This window comes from Hymenobacter psychrotolerans DSM 18569, from assembly GCF_900142395.1.
Taxonomy (GTDB): Bacteria; Bacteroidota; Bacteroidia; order Cytophagales; family Hymenobacteraceae; genus Hymenobacter; species Hymenobacter psychrotolerans.
On the sequence record NZ_FRAS01000017.1, the window covers coordinates 72,731 to 93,874 of the forward strand.

14 protein-coding genes are annotated in these 21,144 nt (G+C 60.2%); 4 read left to right on the forward strand and 10 right to left on the reverse strand.

The genetic code is table 11. From position 1 onward, the window contains the following. Positions 1 to 9 precede the first annotated feature (9 nt). From BUE15_RS15145 to BUE15_RS15180, 8 genes are all read right to left on the reverse strand, one after another. Positions 10 to 396 (reverse strand): nuclear transport factor 2 family protein, encoded by a 387-nt coding sequence (locus BUE15_RS15145; RefSeq protein WP_073286866.1) that lies wholly within the window; start codon positions 394 to 396, stop codon positions 10 to 12. Between the two features lie 11 nt (positions 397 to 407). Continuing rightward, positions 408 to 1,808 carry a phosphoribosylaminoimidazolesuccinocarboxamide synthase gene (locus BUE15_RS15150; protein ID WP_073286869.1) on the reverse strand — a complete coding sequence of 467 codons (1,401 nt, stop codon included), beginning with the start codon at positions 1,806 to 1,808 and terminating at the stop codon, positions 408 to 410. A gap of 45 nt (positions 1,809 to 1,853) precedes the next feature. After that, positions 1,854 to 2,897, reverse strand: coding sequence for a phosphoribosylformylglycinamidine synthase subunit PurQ (locus BUE15_RS15155; RefSeq protein ID WP_084549091.1), 1,044 nt, complete (start codon positions 2,895 to 2,897; stop codon positions 1,854 to 1,856). Between the two features lie 2 nt (positions 2,898 to 2,899). Continuing rightward, on the reverse strand, positions 2,900 to 5,929 hold the full coding sequence (locus BUE15_RS15160) for a phosphoribosylformylglycinamidine synthase subunit PurL (protein WP_073286872.1): 3,030 nt from the start codon (positions 5,927 to 5,929) through the stop codon (positions 2,900 to 2,902). A gap of 128 nt (positions 5,930 to 6,057) precedes the next feature. After that, entirely contained in the window at positions 6,058 to 6,672 is a 615-nt protein-coding gene (gene pyrE, locus BUE15_RS15165; protein ID WP_084549092.1) for an orotate phosphoribosyltransferase, read from the reverse strand. A 165-nt stretch (positions 6,673 to 6,837) separates the two neighbouring features. Beyond that, entirely contained in the window at positions 6,838 to 7,599 is a 762-nt protein-coding gene (gene pyrF, locus BUE15_RS15170) for an orotidine-5'-phosphate decarboxylase (protein WP_073286874.1), read from the reverse strand. 77 nt (positions 7,600 to 7,676) lie between these two features. Then, on the reverse strand, positions 7,677 to 8,534 hold the full coding sequence (locus BUE15_RS15175) for a dihydroorotate dehydrogenase (RefSeq protein ID WP_073286877.1): 858 nt from the start codon (positions 8,532 to 8,534) through the stop codon (positions 7,677 to 7,679). Between the two features lie 289 nt (positions 8,535 to 8,823). Beyond that, entirely contained in the window at positions 8,824 to 9,858 is a 1,035-nt protein-coding gene (locus tag BUE15_RS15180) for an amino acid--tRNA ligase-related protein (RefSeq protein WP_073286880.1), read from the reverse strand. A gap of 698 nt (positions 9,859 to 10,556) precedes the next feature. Between BUE15_RS15180 and BUE15_RS15185 the strand changes: the two genes are divergently transcribed. After that, positions 10,557 to 11,105, forward strand: a complete 549-nt coding sequence (locus tag BUE15_RS15185; RefSeq protein ID WP_073286883.1) for a DUF4468 domain-containing protein — start codon at positions 10,557 to 10,559, stop codon at positions 11,103 to 11,105. A gap of 618 nt (positions 11,106 to 11,723) precedes the next feature. On the opposite strand, the gene BUE15_RS15190 is transcribed toward BUE15_RS15185, so the two are convergent. Beyond that, entirely contained in the window at positions 11,724 to 13,553 is a 1,830-nt protein-coding gene (locus BUE15_RS15190; RefSeq protein WP_170865277.1) for a T9SS type A sorting domain-containing protein, read from the reverse strand. Between the two features lie 646 nt (positions 13,554 to 14,199). On the opposite strand from BUE15_RS15190, the gene BUE15_RS15195 reads away from it, so the two are divergent. The 3 genes from BUE15_RS15195 to BUE15_RS15205 all read left to right on the forward strand — a co-directional run bounded on the left by BUE15_RS15195 (position 14,200) and on the right by BUE15_RS15205 (position 20,297). Next, positions 14,200 to 15,564 (forward strand): sigma-54-dependent transcriptional regulator, encoded by a 1,365-nt coding sequence (locus BUE15_RS15195; RefSeq protein WP_073286889.1) that lies wholly within the window; start codon positions 14,200 to 14,202, stop codon positions 15,562 to 15,564. A gap of 74 nt (positions 15,565 to 15,638) precedes the next feature. Next, positions 15,639 to 19,196, forward strand: coding sequence for a PAS domain S-box protein (locus tag BUE15_RS15200; RefSeq protein ID WP_073286892.1), 3,558 nt, complete (start codon positions 15,639 to 15,641; stop codon positions 19,194 to 19,196). A gap of 42 nt (positions 19,197 to 19,238) precedes the next feature. Further along, entirely contained in the window at positions 19,239 to 20,297 is a 1,059-nt protein-coding gene (locus BUE15_RS15205; protein WP_073286895.1) for a flavin-containing monooxygenase, read from the forward strand. Positions 20,298 to 20,624: 327 nt separating this feature from the next. Here BUE15_RS15205 and BUE15_RS15210 read toward each other — a convergent pair whose 3' ends face one another. Further along, complete coding sequence (locus tag BUE15_RS15210) at positions 20,625 to 21,002, reverse strand: T9SS type A sorting domain-containing protein (protein ID WP_073286898.1); 378 nt, start codon at positions 21,000 to 21,002, stop codon at positions 20,625 to 20,627. Positions 21,003 to 21,144: the final 142 nt, after the last annotated feature.

Consider the following 21,144-nt stretch of genomic DNA (forward strand, 5'->3'; position numbering starts at 1 on the left):
GGCGTGCGGCTAGCTGATGTCGTCGATGGAACTGATCAGCCCGTCGGCGAACTGGAATACAGACTTCCCTTGCAGCTGGAGGGTGTCGCCGGCTTTCAGACCATTCGGAAAGTCGAGGGCGGCAACGGCGGCATAGTCCAGCAGGACTTCCACCCGGCTATCGGCTACCTGCCACTCCGTGACGCGCTGCTCCCGCCGGGAGAAGTACTGCAAGGCCTGCTCGGCCTGCTGCCGGAAGCTTTCCTTGTCCGTCAAAGTCAAGTCCGTTTCACCGTTGGTGATGTTGCGAAACACTACGTTTTCGTGCAGGGGCCGGAGCATGCCGGCTACATCGAAGCGGTTGTACGCTTCGATGTAGCCGGCATGCACCAGTTGCTTCTGTTCCGTAGCGTCCATGGGCTTGGTGCTTACAGGGTCCGTAGCTCGGCGTCGGCGGCGCGCAGCTTGGCTTTGGTCTGCTGGATTTCGCGGCTGAGCTGCTCGCGCAGGCGGGGCAGGTTCAGGGCCCGCACGGCCGCCTGGGCCGCGTTGTCGGGGCGCACCACCGTAAGGTTGGGCGTAGCCGAGGGCATAATCACCGACGAGTTCAGGTTGGCGGTCAACTCCGCGAAATCCTTCCACGGCGGGCAGCTGATAACGGGCACGTTCACGTTGGCGGCCAGGGCACCGCCGAGGCCGTTGGATAGGCCCGCTACGGCGATAATCACGCCCGGCTCTACCGAGTTGTTCCACACCTCAGCCATGCCCGTAATAGCCTCCCCGTTTTTGTGGGCCGACGTCACGCGCAGCTGGGTGAAGATGTTGTAACCTTCAAAAAACGAGCGGATTTTCTGGCAATGCTCCTTGTCAGCCGGTGAGCCCATCACGATGTTCACCCAAGCATCTTTCATGATACCGGCGCGCACGAGGTTACCCACAATACGGGTCCGGACGTCGCCGCCGGTGGTAATTTCGTTGCCGGTAGGCAGCGGGCTGCCCGTGATACGCTCGTAGATATCGAGGTAGCGGCGGCTGGCTTCGGCGGATACTTCGGGCGTGAGGGCGCGGGGGTACTGGCCGTCCTGCTTGTTCTGGATCAGCCACTGGCGCACGTACTCCTTATCCATCTGCTCCACGGCCTCGGGGTTCTTGGCGTAGTCCTCGGCGCTCCAGAACCGCGACGAATCGGGCGTGTGGATTTCGTCAATCAGAATCAGCTCCCCGTCCAGCAAGCCAAACTCATACTTGGTATCAACCAGGATAATGCCGCGCTCGGCCATCCACGCCGAAGCGAAGTTGAACAGCTCCAACGACTTCACCCGCATCTTCTCGTACAGCTCCGCCGACACCCAGCCTTCCGACACGAGGTTCTCCGGCGTAATCTCGCGGTCCGACTCTTCTTTGGTGGTCGGCGTCACGATGGGCTCGGGGAACTGCTGGTGCTTCACCAAACCGTCCGTCACGGTTACGCCCGAGAACGTGCGCTGGCCTTTCTGGTAGCCGCGCAGCATGGAGCCCGTGATGTAGTTCCGCACAATCATTTCCACCCGAATCGGCTCGGCCTCTTTAGCCAGCGTCACGTTCGGGTCGAGCAGGCTGATGACGTGGTTCGGGATGATGTGCTGGGTTTTGTCGAACCAGAAAGCGGCCAGGCCGTTCAGCACCGCGCCTTTGTGGGCCACGGGCGTTTCCAGCACCGAATCAAACGCCGACAGGCGGTCGGTTACCACGATGAGCCGTTCGCCGGAAGGGGCGCGGTACGAGTCGCGAACTTTGCCGCGGTGCAGGAGTTCGAGCTGGGGGGTAGCGAAGTGGTTGAGGGTGTTCATATAGTGGAGTAGTCAACCGGCACGGCCGGCAGATTGCGGAGGTGTCTAGGATGAAAACTGATGAGCTTCCTGATGGGATGTGGTAGCTGAGCGCTGGCTCTGCACGTGCTCCACAATGTTGCGGAACAGGCGTAGGCCATCCCCTTCCTCGCTCAGGCCGGGGTTCTGGCGCTTGCGCCGGGCCCAGTCGGGGTGGTTGTAGAGCGAAAGGAATGCCTCGGGGTGCGGCATCAGGCCAAATACCTGGCCGGTAGTGTCGGTCAGGCCGGCACAGTTCAGGTCGGCACCATTGGGGTTATGCGGATACACGTCCGTCGGCGAGCCGTCGAAATCGGTGTAGGCCAGGCAGTTCAGGGCGCGGGCTTCAATTTCAGCCAGAGTTTCTTCGCCCTTGATGATCAAGCGGCCTTCGCCGTGGCGCACGGGCACTTCCATGGAGTCGATGCCTTTCAGGAAGGGCGAGTTCGACTTGGGGTTGACTTTCAGGCGTACCCACCGGTCTTCGTAACGGCCCGAGGCGTTGTGCGTCAGGGTTACTTCGGGGGTTACGTTGCCGCTTAGGTTGGGGAGAAGGCCCAGCTTCACCAGTACCTGGAAGCCGTTGCAGATGCCCATCACGAACTTGCCGTTGGCAATGAACTGCTTGATATCGTCGAGCAGGGTGCGGCCCTCGGCGTTTTTGCGGTAGCGCAGCTTGTTAGCCAGCACCACGCCCGAGCCTAGGTCGTCGCCAAAGCTAAAGCCGCCGGGGAAGTTCAGGATATCGTAGTCGTGGATGCTGACGTGGCCGTGCAGCACCTGATTCAGGTGCACGATGGTTGGCTCGGCACCGGCTAGCTGGTAGGCAGCAGCAAACTCCTCCTCGCAGTTAATACCGAAGCCTGTCAGGATGAGGGTACGCACCGGCTGCTTGACAGCGGTTGCCTCGGCGGAGTGGCCTAGGGGCTCGGTACTTTCGTGGCCGAGGTCCACACTTTTGAAGCCAGGCAGCTTGATGTTGCCTTCCCGGTCTACCACTTCGTGGCCGGGGTCGTCGTGCTGGGGGCGCGGGGGCGTGTGCTGGTCCGGCAGTTGAGGGTTCTGTTCCATGATTACTGCGCCGCTTCGTGCTGGCCGAAGCCAATAATTCTGTTTACTGGGCCATTCGTCCACTCGTGGCGCAGAGCCGCCGTGCTGGCCGAAATGACCGTCTGCCCATTGTGGCGCACCGTGAGCTGGCCGTCCTGCGTCACTACACCGAGGCAGGTAGCACGGGCACCGAAGTGCTGCTCAAAAGCCACCACATCTTCCGGGGCTACCGTGGCGACGAAGCGGGAGTGCGACTCCGAGAACAGCTGCGCCGACAGGCCTAGGCCAGTAGCGGGCAGCTCTACATCGGCGCCAAAGCCATGACCGAACGTGGCTTCCGCCAAGGCAACCGCTAGGCCACCATCCGACAGGTCGTGGCAGGACTGAATGAGGCCGTTGTCGTTGGCTTGGCCCATCAGTGTGTAGAGGGCCTTAGCTTCTTCGAACCGAACCTTGGGCACGTTGGCGCCCAGCTCGCCGAAGAGCTGGTAGAACTCCGAGCCGCCTAGCTCGTCGTAGGTTTCGCCCAGCAGGTACACCACATCGTCGGCCTGCTTAAAGTCGGAGGTAATGGTGCGGCGGACATCCTGGATTTTGGCGGTCATCGAGTACAGGACCGTAGGCGGAACGGAAATTTTCACGCCGTCGGCCTTGAAGTCGTTCTTCATCGAGTCCTTGCCCGAGGTGAGCGGGATGCAGTAGGCCGCCGTGGCATCGCGCAGGGCTTGGCACATGCGCACCAACTTAGCCAGTTTGAGCTTTCCGTCGGGGTTGGTGGCAGGGTCGTACACCGAGTCGGGCACGCAGAAGTTGTCGTTGACGGACCAGAAGTTCCCGTCGCCATACGTGAGGTTGGGCAGCTTTCCTCCTACCGCTACAATCTGGCGCACGGCCTCGTCAAACGCGCCGGCCGACATGTGGTAGGCGTCCAAATCACCGAAGCGGGGCAGAATACCGTTGCTCACGGCCACGCCTTCCCAGCTCTCAAAGTTGAAGCGCACCACGGCCGCATCCTGCGGAGCCTGACCAGTAGCGCCCATCAGGGGCTTGATAATCGTGCGGCCCTTCACCTCGTGGTCGTACTGCCGGATTACCGATTCGCGGGAACAGATGTTGAGTGAGCCCACCAAGCGGCTCAGCACGTCGGTATAGTCGAGGTTGGCAAGTAGGGCCGGTTCCTGAGCGGTAGACCTGGTCCACTCGGCTTCCAGCACTTTGCGCGGCACGCCATTGTGCAGGAACTCCATCTCGATGCGCGCCACCGACTTACCATCGAAGCGCACGTCGAGGCTGCCATCGGAAGTGAAGTAGCCAATATCGGTCAGTTCCACTTCCATTTCCTGGCCTAAGGCCATTAGCTCGGCCATCTTGCTCGGCTCCACGGCCAGCGAGAACCGCTCCTGCGACTCCGACACGAAGATTTCCCAGGGGCGCAGGCCGGGGTACTTCAGGGGCACTTTTTCCAACTCCACCACGGCACCGCCGCTGATGGTAGCCAGCTCACCAATACTTGAAGACAAGCCACCCGCACCGTTGTCGGTGCTGCACTTGATGAGGCCGCGGCGGGTCGCCAGGATCAGGAAGTCCATGGCCAGCTTCTGCGTAATGGGCGAGCCGATTTGCACAGCCGTGGCCGGCGAGGTTTCGTCGAGCTCAATGCTGGAGAACGTAGCGCCGTGGATACCGTCTTTGCCCACCCGACCACCGGCCATGATGATGCGGTCCTGGGCGTCGATGTTCTTCTCCCACGAATCGAGGCCGGCCAACTGCATAGGCATTACGGCTCCGGTGCCGCAGTACACCAGCGGCTTACCTGCGTACCGGTCATCGAACACAATGGCTCCGTTCACCGTCGGTACGCCCGACTTGTTGCCGCCATCCTCAATGCCCTTGCGCACGCCCTCGAAAATGCGGCGGGGATGCAGCTGGTTGCTCAGCAGAGTGCCTGAAAACTCGGGGTTGCCGAAGCAGAGCACGTTGGTGTTGAACAGCAGCCGCGCACCCCCAATGCCAGTAGCCAGCGGGTCGCGGTTGTTGCCCAGGATGCCGGTAATAGCTCCGCCGTAGGGGTCGATGGCCGAGGGCGAGTTGTGAGTTTCCACCTTCCACACGAACAACGACTCCGGATTGATGCGCACGGCCCCGGCGTTGTCGGAGAACACCTTAATCAGCCAGTCGTTGCCGTTGGCGCGGAGCTGGCGGTCCACTTCCGACGTGGCATTTTTGATGTAGGTTTTAAACAAGGAATCTACTTCGAACTCCTCGCCCGTGTCGGCGTCCCGGTACTTAATAACGGCCGAAAACTCCTTGTGCTTGCAGTGCTCCGACCAAGTCTGGGCTATGATTTCCAGCTCGCAGTCGGTGGGGTCCTGGGGCAAGCCGACAGCCTGGCGCTCGGCCTGAATGCTGACGTAATGGTCGCGCACGGCGCGCATTTCTTCCAAGTTCAGGGCGTAGAGGTTGTCTTTCGACAGCTTTACTAATTCCTCGTCAGAAAGGCCAACCAGCGGCACCGTGTTCGTAATAGATTCGGCCCCACCGCCCGGCCGCGGCGTGTAGTCGCGAATCTGGGCTATGGGGCCGACCTCGAAGCGGTTGATCATTTTGTTGCCGAGCAGGTCTTCGGCCAGGCGGCGCAGACTACTCTCCGGCAGCTCGTGCTCCAGGAAGTAGAGCCGTTTACTGAAGATATGCTGGGTATGGGTATCCAGCGGCTGGTTCAGGAAGTCGCCGAGGGCGTTCTGCGCCGATATGCCTTCGTCGTCGGTTACGCCGGGCAGCTTGGCCACCAGGATGTAGCTTTTGTAGTCGGAGCCGTGGCGGAACTCGTCGAGGGCCACGTCGTGCAGCACCGGGTCCTGGAGGCAGTGGGTAGCGAAGTCGCGCAGTTGCTCGCCCGAGAGGGGGTAGCGCACCGTGTAGAGGGCGGCGCTTTGCACCCGGCCGGTAGAGAGGCCTAGGTGGCGTTGGGCAGCTTCGGCTACACGTTGGCCCTCGCCATCATGTTGGCCGGGCTTGAGCAGAAGCTGTATGGTTCTTTGGGTAGAGTCCAAAAGGAGGGTGGTTATCTATTTTTCGGTTTCCCACGCCCGATGCTGAAGCACCGCCGTGAGGAAGCACACCCCACGCGGAGGTACGCCGAAAATGCCTTGCCCAGCAGCCGTTTGCTGACTGAGTAGGTTTAAGAAAACGCTTTTTCCGGCCGACTGCCGGGTTTCACCACCGGAATACCTGCCCGGCAAAGCGGGCAATCATCGGGTGCGTAGGTGGCCGCCGTTACCGGCAGCAGGGCAAAGTTCGGAAAACTTAGCTCAGCTTTCCCACCCGTGCGGTCAATTAAGCTCGCTACAGCCAAAACTTTTGCGCCCAGCCCCTCTAACAGCCGCGCTACCTCATTGGTGCTCTTGCCGGTAGTTACTACGTCTTCGGCAATAACAACTTTTTGGCCTGGCTCGATGGTAAAGCCCCGCCGCAGGGTCATCTTCCCCGAATCATCCCGCTCAGTAAAGATGCCCGGCACGCCCAGTTGCCGGGCCAGCTCATACCCAATCACCACGCCGCCCATAGCCGGGCCCACCACCACATCAGGCTGCAAACCCGCTTCCTGAATCTGCCGCGCCAGCTCTGCCGCAGCTGGTGCCGCCAGGTCGGGCCGGCGCAGGAACCGGGCGCACTGCACATAGGTGTCAGAGTGCAGGCCCGACGACAGGCGGAAGTGCCCGCGCAACAATGCGTCTTCTTGCAGCAATTGCTGCTCCAGGGTTTCGGAGGTGAGGGTGGTTGGGGTGGAAGCCAAGAGTGTACTCTATTATATAAGGGGTGGAAATGCGGCTCACTTGAAACGTCATTCCGAGCGCAGCCGAGGAATCTCGCTCGAATCGTTGTACTACTATCACAACATCAGCACGCGAGATTCCTCGGCTGCGCTCGGAATGACGTGCTAGTTGTTGCGCGTAGGTCTCTACACCGCTACCGGCCGAAACTGGTTGATCTGCTCTACCAGCTCCCGCGCGGCTAGGCCAGCATCAGCTGCCTGCCACAAAGCCCGCGAGGTATTAATAAGGAGGCCGGAGCCGTCTGGACGGAGGCCAGCTTTCAAGGTCGCTTGCAGGTCGCCGCCCTGGGCGCCTACGCCGGGTACCAGGAACCACTGCTGGGGCGTGAGGCTGCGCATGCGGGCTACGGCTTCGGCGTTGGTGGCGCCTACTACCAGGCCTATGCCGCCGTGCTGCTCATCGAGCTTGCGGGCCACGCTGGCGGCGCAATCTGAGAGGGAACCGCCGCGGGTGAGGGCTACATCTTGTAAGGAATGAGTGGGCTTATTGCTGGTTTTAGCCAGCACGAAGACGAGCTTGCCGGGGCGGGCGAAGGGCACAATGGCGTCGTCGCCCATATACGGGTTTACCGTCACGCCATCAGCACCAATTACGTCGTAGGCAAACTTGGCGTAGTGGTCAGCGGTGTTGGCAATGTCACCGAACTTACCATCCAGAATAACCGGAATGCTTTCGGGAATGCGCTGCACCGTCTCGCGCAGCAGTTTCACGCCATCTTCCCGGCTTAGGAAAAACGCTAGATTAGGCTTGAAGGCAGCGGCGTACTCACTGGTTTGGTCGATGACCTCGGCCAGGCGGCGCGCCACCTGCGCATCATCGCCTACAGGATCCAGGCCCACGCAGAGCAAGGTGTTGGCGTACTGAACGCGTTGAAGTAGCTTTTCCATGGGGTGGGAAGTAGCGCAAACCTCGCGGCTCACGGTTGGAGAAAAGGGTTCTTAGGTAGCGTTAAGCCTCGTCTGGCTTACGATCGGGCTTGTGAGGGCTCGGGAACCAGGTGCTCGCACTCAGCCGACAGGCGGGCGGCCAGGCCAGGTTCCAGCCACTCGCCGCTCGCCACCTGCACGGCGCTGGCCCCGCACCGCAGGTAATCCGTGACATGGCTGGCCGTAAACACGCCGCCCGTCCCGAAAATGGGCAGCGTGATGTTTTCATCGTGTGCCAGTTCCCACACGCAGCGCAGCGCCACCGGCCGCAAGGCCTCACCCGATAACCCGCCGGCCACGGGCTCAGCCGTAGCATCATCGGGGAGGTGCAAGGCTTTGAGCAGGTTGGTGGCGGCCAGCGCATCGGCTCCGCCAGCTTGCGCCCCGAGGGCCAGGCCCCGGATGTGCTCCGGCCACGGCGGCAGCTTCACAATTACGGAGGCCTCGGGCCCCAGCTCATTGCGTACGGCCTGGGTAGCTTCGCGCACAAACTTAGCGCTCAACTCTTCGCCCTTTCCCGTATCGGGCTGGGCAATGTAGACTTCCACGCCCGCAATCAGGTCGCCGGCTTCGCGGGCCAGGAAGCGCGCAATCTTGCGGAAACCAGGAATGCCGGGAGCTGTAATGCTGACAAACACGGGCACGCCGTAGCGGCGCAGGTTGGGCAAGTGTTCCTGCACCAGGATTTCGGCGCTTTCCGTGCGCATGTTGGTGGCGTTGAGCAAGGTCTGGTCGGCGACCTGCCAAATGCCTTCCTCGTAGAGCCCGGGCTTGGGCTCCATCGTTACGGTGCGGGTGAAAATCGCGCCCAGCCGCTCGTAGCCCGTTCCATCTAGCTGCCAGGGTGCGGCCGCGAGGCACACGGGGTTCTGAAGCGTGAGTTTGCCGAGTTGCATAGGTCAGAAATGGAAAAATCCGTCGGTTGGCGAGGGAAGCTCCCTGCTGCTCGTCAGGACTACAGTCAAACAAAACACACAACCCGAAACGGGGTGGCCAACCACGGACTGGCTAACGCCAGAATCCCCTCTGATCTTCCGCCACTCCGTTGGTCGGGCCACCCCTCCCCAGCCTCCGGAGCCAGGTTTTACCGGGTTTGCCTTGGGCAGCATTCCCGGCTCTTTGCCGGTTGCTACTGCCCCAAAAGCAAAGCGCCCGGTGTTGGCCGGGCGCTTTGGTTGAAGGCGACTAGATTACGTTGTCGCGGTTGATGAGGAAAGGCACACAGTCGCGGATGTCTTTCTGGCCGAGGATGAACTGGGCGACGCGGGCCATGCCTACGCCGGCACCCGAGTGCAGCTTCACGTCGTGCTCTTTGTGGAAGTCGAGGTACCAGTTGAAGTCTTCCAGCTTCATGCCCTGGCGCAGCAGGCCTTCCAGCATCGACGACTTCATCAGTTTCTCGCGCAGCTTGTCGGCGTCGAACTCACGCTCTGCCGAACCAGCCGACTCGCCGGCCAGCGGCAGCAGCAGGTCGGAAGAGTTTACCACGCGGGAGTCTTCGTCGTTGTTCTTCATGTTGAAGAACTTGATTTCCTCGGGGTAGTGCGTCACGAACATCGGGCCCATCAGCTCGGTCAGGCGGCCTTCATGCTCGGCCACCAGGTCGTCGCCGAACTGCAGCTCGGGGAAGCCTTCGGTTTTCAGCAGGTCTACGGCGTCGGCGTAGGTCATGCGCTTGAAGGTCACGTTGGTCAGGTCGGCGGCGTTGCGGCCGAACAGCTCCAGCTCCTTGGCGCAGTCCTGCGCAACCTGGCGCGAAGCCGAGGCCACGATGCCCGAGAGGTGGCCCAGCAGCTCGTCCAGGTCGCCGATGTGCTCGATTTCGAACAGGCTGAACTGCGCCAGACGGCGGCCATCAGCCTTCATTTCCTTGCGGAAGCTCTGGATTTCGCCGTACACGCGGCCACCTTCGATGGCCTGGGTCAGCATTTCGATGTAAAGCTGGTTGGACTGAGGCAGGAACATCTTCTTGCCGTCGTACCAATCCACGGTGAACAGCGTGTCGGTGTTTTCGCAGGCGCCGGTTACACCCACAATGTGCGGCATGTTGTGGATGGCTACGAAGCCCTCCGACTCCACGTATTTGCGGGCACCGCGGAACATGGCGTCCCATACTTTGATGATGGCCATCCGCTTGGGGTCCGTGCTCAGGTTCACGTTGCGGGTGGCGGCAGGAGCGGCGGCTACCATCTGCTGGGCGAGGGTGGTGTTGTCGTTCATGGGGGGTACCAGTATGGGTTGAAGGGTTAGAAAAGGCGGGGTGGAGAACTGGTTTGCGCTGGGCCGGCCGGACCGACAGGACACAAAAAAACCGCTTCGAAAACCGAAGCGGTGAAAAAAGCAAAAACCAGAAAAACGAAAGAATCAACGGGGGAAACGACCTTCCGGTCATCTCGCAGGACGGCGTTTCGCTCGGTCCCGCGCTTCATCAAGTGGTGTTGATTCAGTTGAAGCACGACCCAAAAGTACTACTCGGTTGCATTGCCTCCAAATGCATAGCCGAATTTTTTATCAAGAAAATTTTCCGCCACCCCACTTTTCCCCTCTGCTTGCCTTTCGCTTACTTATTATAATATAGCATGCTATCAAGTTGTAAATCAACACTATTTATTGCATCGGTTTGTGAGTTTGTATGCCGTTATTCCTGCTTACCTTTGTGGGCGCAGCAGGCAAGTCTGCGCAAGGCCCGTACCCGAGCGGCATCCAGCTAGATGGAATAATCCTATTCATTGGTATGGCCTTCACTATATACAGAGCGCTCCTGTGGTGCCGAGACGGAGTACAATTTCCTTTCCCTCATAACTTGGCGGCTCCAAATTCGTTTTCCCAACAAAATACTATCTTTCTTTACGCGGCTCAAGCTTCCCTTCAACTGGCAAAGTGCCCGCTGGCCTTCTGCCACCACCTATCGTCGTCTCATGAAAAAAGTAGTACTCGGTTTTTTGATTGGCGCTGGCCTGAGCGTGGCAATTCCTGCGCAGGCGCAGGATACGGGCACCCCTGTGAGCTACACCGAACGGGTGCCCGAAGAAGATTCTGAGCAGGAAGTTCTGTTCCGGCGCGCCGCCGACTGGGTGGAAAACCACTTCACCTACGCTCCCAAAAAAGTGATAAGCTCTGATGCCGCCAAAGGCGAGCTGCGGGCCGAAGGAACCGTGCAGGTGAAGCTCACCAGCACCTCCGGCAAGCAACAGGAGCAGCCGGTTCGCTTTGAGTTTATATTCCATACGCTGGCCTCGGGCTACGACTATAGCGTTGGGCAATTGCGGGTAGTACCCGATGGGAAAAAGCCCGAAGAAAGCGTACCCTTTGATGCCTACGTAGCCCAGCTTGCCGCCGACCGCACCAATACCCGCACGCGCAACGACCGGCGCATAACGGCACAGGCCACGTCGCTGGTCAGCGAAATCTCGATATCCTTCCGCTCGTATATGAACAGCCGGCCCGCCGCTGGGGCCATCGAGTAGAAGTTTGGCCTAATAAAAAGCCCCTGGCTGCTACAGAGTTGTAGCGGCCAGGGGCTTTTTCTGGTCTTTAAGATGGTACAAACCAGCACCAGACAAGTAGCCTGATGCCTGGAAAGCGGATGGCCAGCTCAGTGAAAATGCAGAGAGCCGCGTTGCAGCGCGGCTCTCCATCCTCTTCACATTTCCCATCTACTTCACTCACTACAAAGGTACGGGATGTAAACGGGCGAAGTTTATACTTCCGACAGAATAACGAAAAGTTAATATATTATCTAACATTGTGAGCACCAGAACAAGACTCACTCGACAACCCGCTGCATGTTAGGCCCAGCGGGTGCAAATCCGAAAGGTGCTGCCCGGCTGTATGCAGTTCCAGAACTGCACTTCCCGCCTCCGATACTCCTCCGAGAAAACGCCCTTAAGGAGCCGCAGCCAGCGGCTACTAGGCTTTCCCAAGACGAGTATCAGAAGCATCCCATGCCGCCTGACCTCTGTCTCCCTATCCGCGGCAACTATTACCCCAAAGCTTGTTTCTCGCTGTTATCATCTATCCCATTATGGTAAAAAGCCCGATACTTTTATCGTATCGGGCTTTTTTCCGCTGACTACCGGGTCGGGCTAGCGGCCGGTTACGACGAGGCGCTGGCTACCTAGCTTTTGCCCTTGTTTGCCGGTCAGTATCACGTTGTAGAGGCCGGCTGGCAGCGGCTCACCCTGCAGACGCATTGTTGGCTGAGTAACAGGCAGCTGGCGTAGCAGCATGCCTTGAACATCATAAATGCGGAGCACCCCGGCAGCGCTGTCCATTATCGGCGCCAACTCTACGGTGATGCTGGTAGAGCTAGCTGCAGGATTGGGGTACACGGCCAGCACCTCCGCTTTCATTGGGTTCAGAGTAACTACAGCAATGGGCGAATACGACGTTTTCCCGTTCGTATCCACCTGCTGCAGACGATAGTAAAGCGTTGCTACTCCGGTTGAGGCTGCCGTTTCGTCGCGGAAGGTATAGCTGCGTCCCTGGCTGTTACCACTGCCTTCCACGCGCCCTACCGCTTTGAATTCGCTTTTCACCTGAGTAGCGCGCTCCACAATAAAGTGGCTGTTGTTGGTTTCAGATGCCGTGCGCCACGCCACTTCTACAGCCTGTCCGGCCGCCTTGGCCCCGAATGCGGCCAGTTCTACTGGCAGAGGCCCTGGATTAGTAATAGTTAGCGGGAAGCCCGTAGGACGTGTTTCGGCAAATGCATACAAAATCTGGGTTCGGTCGAAGAGGGAAAGAGTGGAGCTGATTTCTACTTCTACCCGCTGGAAATCCCGCGTGGTGTTGAAATACACCTCCGTACTGCCGTTACCCAGTAAGCCCTGCGAGAGCAAAGACCCACCACTGGCAGTTTCTAGCAGATTGTTGTTGCTGTCGTAGGTACGGATAGCAATAGCATTGAGCAGCTGCGTGTTGAGCAACCCTGCATTGGCATTCAGCACCACCCCGGCAGCGTCGCCGGCCTGCCCGCTGCCGTTCAGGTTGATGTTTACTGCCGTGGTCGTCAGGACGCCCACAGCCGCCGTGCGGATTTCAGCGTAGTCAGTCAGGTTGGAGTTGGCCGCGTTCTGCGGGTTCAGTACCGTGCCGTTGCCGGAAGTAGTAACCTGGCCGGCACCGCTGCTGAAATCTGAGCGGATCGGCGTTTGGTCTTCGAACGCGCTGGGCTCCAGGCCAAACCCGTAGTATATCTCCAGCCCGTCGAGCGCGCTCAGCAGGCCGCTGCGCGTGATCTGCACTTCATCAAAAGCCCGCTCCGTCGGGAAGCTGATCTGATACTGGCCGTTGGGCAACAGCGTCACATTCAGGGCGTCGATGCTGGTGACACTTTCCCGCGGCTCCCCGTTCAGATACGTGGTAATGCGCAGCCCTCCGAGCAAGGAAATATCGGCCAAGCCTTGCTTGCCGACCACGAAGCCAGCATAATACCCCCCGGGGACGGCACCTTCCAGCTTCACTTTCAGCGAGTTGGGGCAGCTCACTCCCACTACGGAGTTGAAGGTAGCGTAGTCATTCAGACTGGAGCTGACTGCGTTGGCCGGGTTCTGCACTCCGGAGTTGACGCAGACGCTTACGCCGTTATCCACAACCTCTGTGCTGTAGTTCTGGCCTTCTACCGGCGTCCCGAAGCGCGACACCACGCCTTTGGCCGTTTCCACCACGTTGGCGTCTATGCCATAAGCGTAGTACACCCGAATGCTGTAGCCGACATTCAGCAGGGAGGTAGCCACTATCTGGATATGCGTAAACTCCTGCTTGGCCACGAACTCCAACCGGCCGGGTGCACCCGACCCTAAAACGGTAGTAGCCAGATTAGTTACATTGAGCGTTTCCTTGGGCGTGGCTCCATCAAACGTGGTGATGGTAACAGTACCTACTGCCGACAGAACGCTACTGGACCCGACCACGAAACCTGCGCGGGAGTTTTTCGGTACTCGTTGTGCCATCTGCACCTTTACCCCTGCCGGCAGATACCCAACCGACAACAAAGGAAGTGTAAGCGTGGCAAAGTCATCCAGATTCTGATTAGAAGCTCTATCTGCCCTGAAAACAGAAGTGCATAATAAGACCAGATTGCAGTCAGTGATGCTTTCGGCAGTGCCAGTGCCGTAAATGGGTTGCCGGGCGCCCATACTGAAGGAGGTGGCTAGCAGCCATATAGCCGCTAGCAGGGGAAGTCGGAAGTAGGATGTGTGTCTCATATCGAAGCGGGAATACTCCCCACGGCGCGTCCGTGCAGGGCTATTTTCACTTGTACAATCCGACTGCCATTTTATATTTTATCATTATGACGCTTGTAAATCAAGCAGTTACAATTATTAATAAAATAATATATAATCCTGGTATTGGACTTGCCATCCCAAATAAAGAAAACATGGTAAACCCCGTTTTTACCGCTATACTCGCACTCCGCCTCTACCCAACCCCCTTTCTGAGCTATTGAAAACTGCGCACATGGCCCAAACCCAGAACCAAGCCGATTCGTCGATGCCTTCGTCTGGTGTTGCGGGTTGCGGGTGCAGACGCCATGGCTGGCTAACACCTTCTTAACTTATGTCTGTTTCTGCCCCTGTGCATATATTCATCGTCGAGGACAACGCCTGGTACGGTGAACTGCTCGAATACAAGCTTACCCAGAACCCCGACTATCATATTCAGCGCTTCACTACTGCGCAGGCCTGCCTCGATCATCTCGGCGAAAAGCCCGACCTGATTACGCTCGACTATTCCCTGCCGGACGGCAAGGGCGACCAAGTCTTGCAGCGCATCAAGGAGCGCCTGCCCGAAGTAGCGGTTATTATTATATCGGGGCAGGAAGATGTGCGCACGGCTATCGGCCTGCTCCGCCAGGGTGCCTACGACTACCTGGTAAAGGATGAGGAAACCGCCGACCGACTCTGGAACGCAGCCAACAACGTTCGGAAGCAGCTGCAGCTGCGCCGCGAAAACGAGCGTCTGCGCGAGCAGATAGGGATGAAATACGAGCCGGGCCGCGCTATTCTGGGCAGCAGCCCACAGATGCAGCAGCTCAGCAGTCTGATTGAGAAGGCTGCCCGCACCAACATCACGGTATCATTGAGTGGCGAAACCGGCACCGGCAAGGAGTTGGTGGCCAAGGCCATCCACTACCTGTCGCCGCGCCGCGACCAGGCGTTTGTGGCCGTGAACGTAGCCGCCATTCCGCGCGAGCTGCTGGAAAGTGAGCTATTTGGGCACGAAAAGGGCGCTTTCACGGGAGCCATCAGCCGCCGGATCGGTCGGTTTGAGGAGGCGCACCGGGGCACTTTGTTTCTCGATGAAATTGCGGAGTTGCCGCTGGATCTGCAGGCCAAGCTGCTACGGGTGCTGCAGGAGCGCGAAGTAGCCCGCGTGGGAGGCGGCCAGCCCATCCCGTTCGACTCCCGCCTGATGGTGGCCACGCACCGCGACCTGGCAGAAGAGGTAAAGCAAGGCCGCTTCCGCGAAGACCTGTATTACCGTTTACTGGGCCTGCCTATTCTGCTGCCGCCGCTGCGGGAGCGGGGCCAGGATGTGCTGCTGCTCGCGGAGTCGTTCCTGAGCGACTTCTGCGCGCAGAACAAGACGACGCCCTGCCGCTTTTCCGATGAGGCCCGCAGCATGCTGTTGCGCTACCCGTTTCCGGGAAACGTGCGCGAGCTGAAGGCCGTGGTAGAGCTGGCCGCCGTGCTGGCCGAGCACGACACCATCAAGCCCCAGGATTTGTCGTTGCGGATGCAGAACGGCAATAGCACCGAGCCGCTGCCGGGACAGGAGTCGTTGCGGGCGCAGGTAGCCGCCATTGTGCAGCGCTATCTGGATGCTTATCAGGGAAATATTCTGCAGGTAGCGGCCAAGCTGCAAATCGGGAAGTCCACTATTTATCGTATGGCTCAGAACAACGAGGTGCGGCTGCGCTAGCGTGGCCTCTTGTTGGGCGGCTGTAGCGGTTTGCTGGAGTCGTTCCGCTGTCTTTGCCTATATGTATGTGTGCGATGAGCTCTATTATACAACGCCAGCTGCAGCGCCGCCTGCAGCAGGCTCAGCAATCCAACCTGGCCGCCCGGCAAGAGCTGCAACAGCTACGGCAGCAGCTGCAGCAGCAGAGTGAGGTGGCTGCCGCACAGCTAACGGCCCTGCTGCAAACCATAAACACCGGGCTGCTGGCGCAGGATGAGCACTGCCGCATCACGCTCATCAACCAGCGGCTCTGCGAGCTGCTGAATCTGCCCGAGCCTCCGGCAGCGTATGCCGGGAAAGACTGCCACCTGGTGTTGCGCGAGTCGCGGGCGTTTCGCCAGCCCGATGAGGTGCTTCAGCAGGCCGAAGCCGCCATGCAGGCCCAGCTGCGCCAGGCCGAGCTACTGCACCTGAACAACGGCCGGATTCTGCAGCGCGAGTATCTGCCGGTGGTGCAGGACGGACGCACGGTGCTGCATCTGTGGAGCTACGAAGACGTAACGCGCCAGCAGCAGGTGCAGGCCCGCGTGCACGAGCTCAGCCAGCTGGCCGAGCAAAGCCCCTCCCCTATCATCTGCTTCGGGCAAAACGGGCAGGCGCGCTACACCAACCCGGCCGCCGAGTGGGTGCTGCGGGAGCTGGCCCGGCCCGAGGGCCGGGCAGATCTGGAGTTTCTGCAGCAGCAGGTAGCGGCGGCCCTGCACGAAAACCGCAGCCGCGTTGTGGAGCGCCAGCTGGATGGCGGCTTCTACCACTGGACCATTGTGCCGCTGCCGCACGAAGCGGCTGCCAATGTGTACCTGACGGATATTACGGCCCGCCGCCAGGCCGAAACCCAGCTACGCCACAGCCAGCGGCTCATGGAGCGCATCAATGACACCATTCCGGCCATTGTTTTCCTCTACGACCTGCACGACCATCACTTCACCTACATCAACCGGCAGGTAGAGCGGGTGCTGGGCTACAAAGAGCAGTCCATTCAGAACCAACGGAAGCTTCTGACCCACATTGTTCATCCCGATGATCTGCAGCTGCTGTTAAACAAGACCGATTATCTGCAGGCCCTGCCCGAAGGAGAACACAGCACCGGCGAATACCGCGTAAAGCATCAGGATGGAAACTGGCGCGTGCTCCTGATCCGGAGCACGCCCTTCACGCACGACGAGAAAACCGGTCAGGTACGGCAGGTGCTGTGCAGCGCCGAAGACATAACGCACCGCAAAGCCACGGAAGAGGCGTTGCGCCAGAGCCAGCTGCTGGTAGAGCGGGTGACCTACACAGCTCCCAACCTTATTTATATCTACGACCTGACCAACAGCCGCAACGTCTACTGCAACCGGCACATCGAATCGATGCTGGGATTTTCGGAGGCGGAGCTGCGGGCAATGGGGGGCGATATGCTTACGCAGCTTATGAAGCCGACCGAGGTGCAGCGGCTGCTGGAGCACTTTCAGAACGTCAGCCGGCTGGCCGATGGCGACTCCCTGTCGCTGGAATACTGCCTCTACCACCGCAACGGAGCCGCGCGCTGGCTCCGCTCTACGCACACGCCTTTCGAACGGGACGCGCACGGCAACGTGCTGCAGATTGTGGGAGTGGGAGAAGATATAACGGACTGGAAAGTGGCCGATGAGCAGCGCCGCACAGCCAACCGGCGCCTGGCCGAGCAGAACCGCTTGTTCCGGCAGGTGATTGATACCACCCCACACCTCATCTACCTCAAAGACAGCCTGGGCAACTATCTGCTGGCCAACCAGGCTACCGCCGAGCTGTATGGTATGACGCCCGAGCAGATTGTGGGCGCCCGCCCCGAGCAGCTGCCGGCGGCTCTGGCCGACAGCCGCCGCTACCAGCAGCAGGACGAGCAGGTGCTACGCACCAATCAGGAAGTCATTCAGGAAGAAACGTTTACCAAACCCGACGGCGAAACGCTGTGGTTCTACAGCATCAAGCGCCCGTTCGCCCTGACTGACGGCAGCCGCCAGGTGCTGGGCGTAGACATCAATATCACGGAGCTGAAACGCACCCAGCTGGATTTGCGCGCGGCCAAAGAAGCCGCCGAGCAGAACGCGCAGGCCAAGCAGAACTTTCTGGCCAACATGAGCCACGAAATCCGGACGCCGCTGAACGGTATCCTGGGCATGGCCGGGCTGCTGGCCAAAACCCCGCTCGACGATCAGCAAAGCCAGTTTCTGGGCCACATTCGCCACTCCGCCGACCACCTGCTGGTTGTCATCAACGACGTGCTGGCTATGGCGCAGCTCGGGGCCGGCAAAATCCGCCCCGAAACCATTCCGTTTGACTTGCGGGAAGTGTTGCGCACCAGCCAGGAGTCGTTGTTGCCGCGGGCGCAGGAAAAAGGCATCGTGCTGGAGCTGGAGCTGCCGCCGGCCAGCGTACCCACCACCGTGCTCGGCGACCCATACCGCCTGCGCCAAGTGCTGCTGAACCTGCTCAGCAATGCCGTAAAATTTACGGAGCGCGGCCAAGTACTGCTCACGTGCCGCCGCCTCAGCCAGCCCGGCGAGGAGCCGCAGTTTCAGTTTCAGGTGCTGGATACCGGCCCCGGCATTCCGGCGCACCAGCTGCAGGAAATGTTCGAGCCGTTTACGCAGGCGTCGGCCAGCACGGCACGCGAATACGGCGGTTCCGGCCTGGGCCTGAGTATTTCGCGCGGTCTGGTAGACCTGATGGGTGGCACGCTTACGGCCGAAAGCCGCCTGCACGAAGGCAGCACGTTCGGCTTCTCGCTCGCCTTCCGCTCCGCCGATCCTACGTCCGTGCAGGCACCGGCCCGGGCCTCCATCAACTACCGGAGCCTGGGCGCCCGCCGCGTGCTGCTCGCCGAAGACAATGCCATTAATCAGTTCCTGGTGGAGTCGTTGCTGCGGGGCTGGGGCTGGACCGTGGACACTGCCGGCACCGGCACCGACGCGCTGGCCCTCTTCGACCAGCACAGCTACGACATCGTGTTGATGGACATTCAGATGCCGGGCATGGATGGCGTGACCGCCACGAAGTGCCTGCGCCAGCATCCCGAGCCCCGGCGCGCCGCTACGCCGGTGCTTGCCCTCACGGCGCACGCCCTGCGCGGCGAGGCGGAACGCTACGCGGCAGCGGGCTTCTCGGGGTACCTGTCCAAGCCTTTTCGCGAGGAAGAGCTGTTCCGCACCATTGCTTCGGCCCTGGGGCAGCGCCCGGCCATAGCCGCCCCGACCGAGCCCCATTTCCGGGAGGAAGCCCCCAGCTCACCACTCTACAGCCTGAGCGGCATCCGGCGCCTGGCACACGGCAACGAAGAGTTTGTGCGGCGCCTGGCCCACTTGTTTATTCAGACTACGCCGCCCGCCGTGCGGGAACTGGAACTCCACGCCGCGGCCGGCAACTGCGAGAAACTGGCAGCGGCTGCCCATCACCTCAAAAGCTCCCTGGACGGGCTCCACATCCGGCAGCTGCACGCTCCTATCCGGCGCCTGGAAGCCTGCCGCGATACTCCCGCTTCCCCACAGGAGGCCCAGCAGCTGGTGGACCTGGTACGCAACGTGACAACACAAGTAATGGCCGGACTCCGGCAGGATTTTCCGGGTTTGTAAGGCGCAGAGTAGTCGGCCCGGGCTCCGTACTTTTAGCCCTGCATGACTGAATTTGTTTTCGACACTCTCATCATTGGCGCCGGGCAGGCCGGGCTGGCGGCCGCGTACTACGTGCAGCGGCGCGGGCTGCCCTTCGCGCTGCTGGATGAGCGCGCGGCAGTAGGCGAAGTCTGGGCTACGCGCTTTGATGCGCTGCGCCTGTTTTCGCCCCGCTGGGCCAGCGGACTCCCCGGGCGGCCCTGGCCCGGCAGTGCCCTGAACTACCCTACCAAAGACGAAGCCGCCGCCTACCTGCAGGACTATGCCGCCCACTTCCGGTTTCCGGTGCACCTGGGCCAACGGGCTGTTTCGCTGGCGGCTGATGCGGCAGGCGCAGGCTACGTAGTGCACACAGCTGCTGGCCGCACGTATCGTGCCCGCCGCGTGCTGGTGTGCACCGGCGCTTATTCCGCTCCCCGGATTCCGGGTTTTGGGGCGCAGTTGCCGGCTGAGGTGCAACAGATGCACAGCAGCAACTACCGGCGCCCGGCCCAAATTGCGGGCACAGGAGCCGTAGCCATAGTGGGCAGCGGCAATTCGGCCCTGCAGATTGCCGCCGACCTGGCCACCACCGGCCGGCCGGTTTACGCGGCCTTTGACGACAAAACCCCGGCCTTCCCCAACAACCAGGCTACCTGGCTGCTCCTGAAAGGCACGGGGCTGCTGCAGGTGTCGCGCCACAACCCGCTGGGCCGCTACGCCATGCAGCAGCCCGAACCAGTGGTACGCGCCGACCTGCAGCGGCTGCGTAGTTTCTCCAACGTGCAGTTTATCGGGCGGGCTACCGGCGGCACTGCGGCGGGTGGCTTGCAAGGCCGGCGCAGTACCACGCCGCCCTTGCAAGCCGTGGTCTGGGCCACCGGTTTCGGTCCCGATTTTCGCTGGATACAGCTGCCTGTATTCGAGGCCGATGGTACGCCCCGCCACCACAACGGCCTGACGGAGGCGCTCGGCATTGCCTTTCTCGGGTTGCCGTGGCTGAACAGCCGTAGCTCGGCCCTGATGGGCGGGGCCGGCCCCGACGCCCGCCGCGTGGTAGAGCAACTTACGGCCATCCCATAATTATGCTGCAACTACTCAGGCCCTTTTGCGGTTGTAGACCATATACGCACTCAGCCGGGCATACTATCCTTTCGGATGCTACCGTTGATGCATTTCTTTCGCTCTTCTAACCTTCCCGAACATGTCTTTTCTGATTTTTGTAGGCGTGGCCCTGGCCACCACTTTCTTTGCGCTCAATACCATCAGCCAGGTAAAAGCCTCTCTGAAACCAGTACCGGTGCGCGCCAAAAACCGCCGCTAGTCCACTGGTTCGATCAACAAAAAGCCCCGTCTGTAGCAGACGGGGCTTTTTGTTGAATAGCAATTTCTGGAAAGCAGTGCGCGAAACTAGCGGATGACGAGCTTGCGCATCTCGCTGGCGTTGTCGCCTTCGAGCTTCACGTAGTAGAGGCCACTGGCAAACTTGCTCAGATCAAGAGTTTTGGTGTACCGGTCGTTGAGCTCCGTGATGGTTTCGCGGTAGATAACCGAACCGATGACGTTGAGCACCCGCAGTTCGAGCTTGCGGCCTTCGAAGCCGTTGATGGCAACGTGTACAATGCCGGTGCTGGGGTTGGGGTACACGAGAATCGTGCGCTCATCAGCGGGGCGGGCAGGACGTTTGGCGACGCCAACCGGCTTGGCCGTGGCGGTAGACATGCTGCTGCGCACCGGACCGATGGCGAGAAGCACCAGAAAGAAGAAGTAGAGTAGGCGTTGCATCATAGCGGGCCGTAAGCGTGGGGGTGAGCGTAAAAAAGGCGCGGCGGATAGGATACCTGATAAAACGTCAGGCAGCCGTTTAGGTTTGCAAAGATACCCGGTATTCTTCATTAGATAAGCAAAATATAACTCATCTTCGACCAGT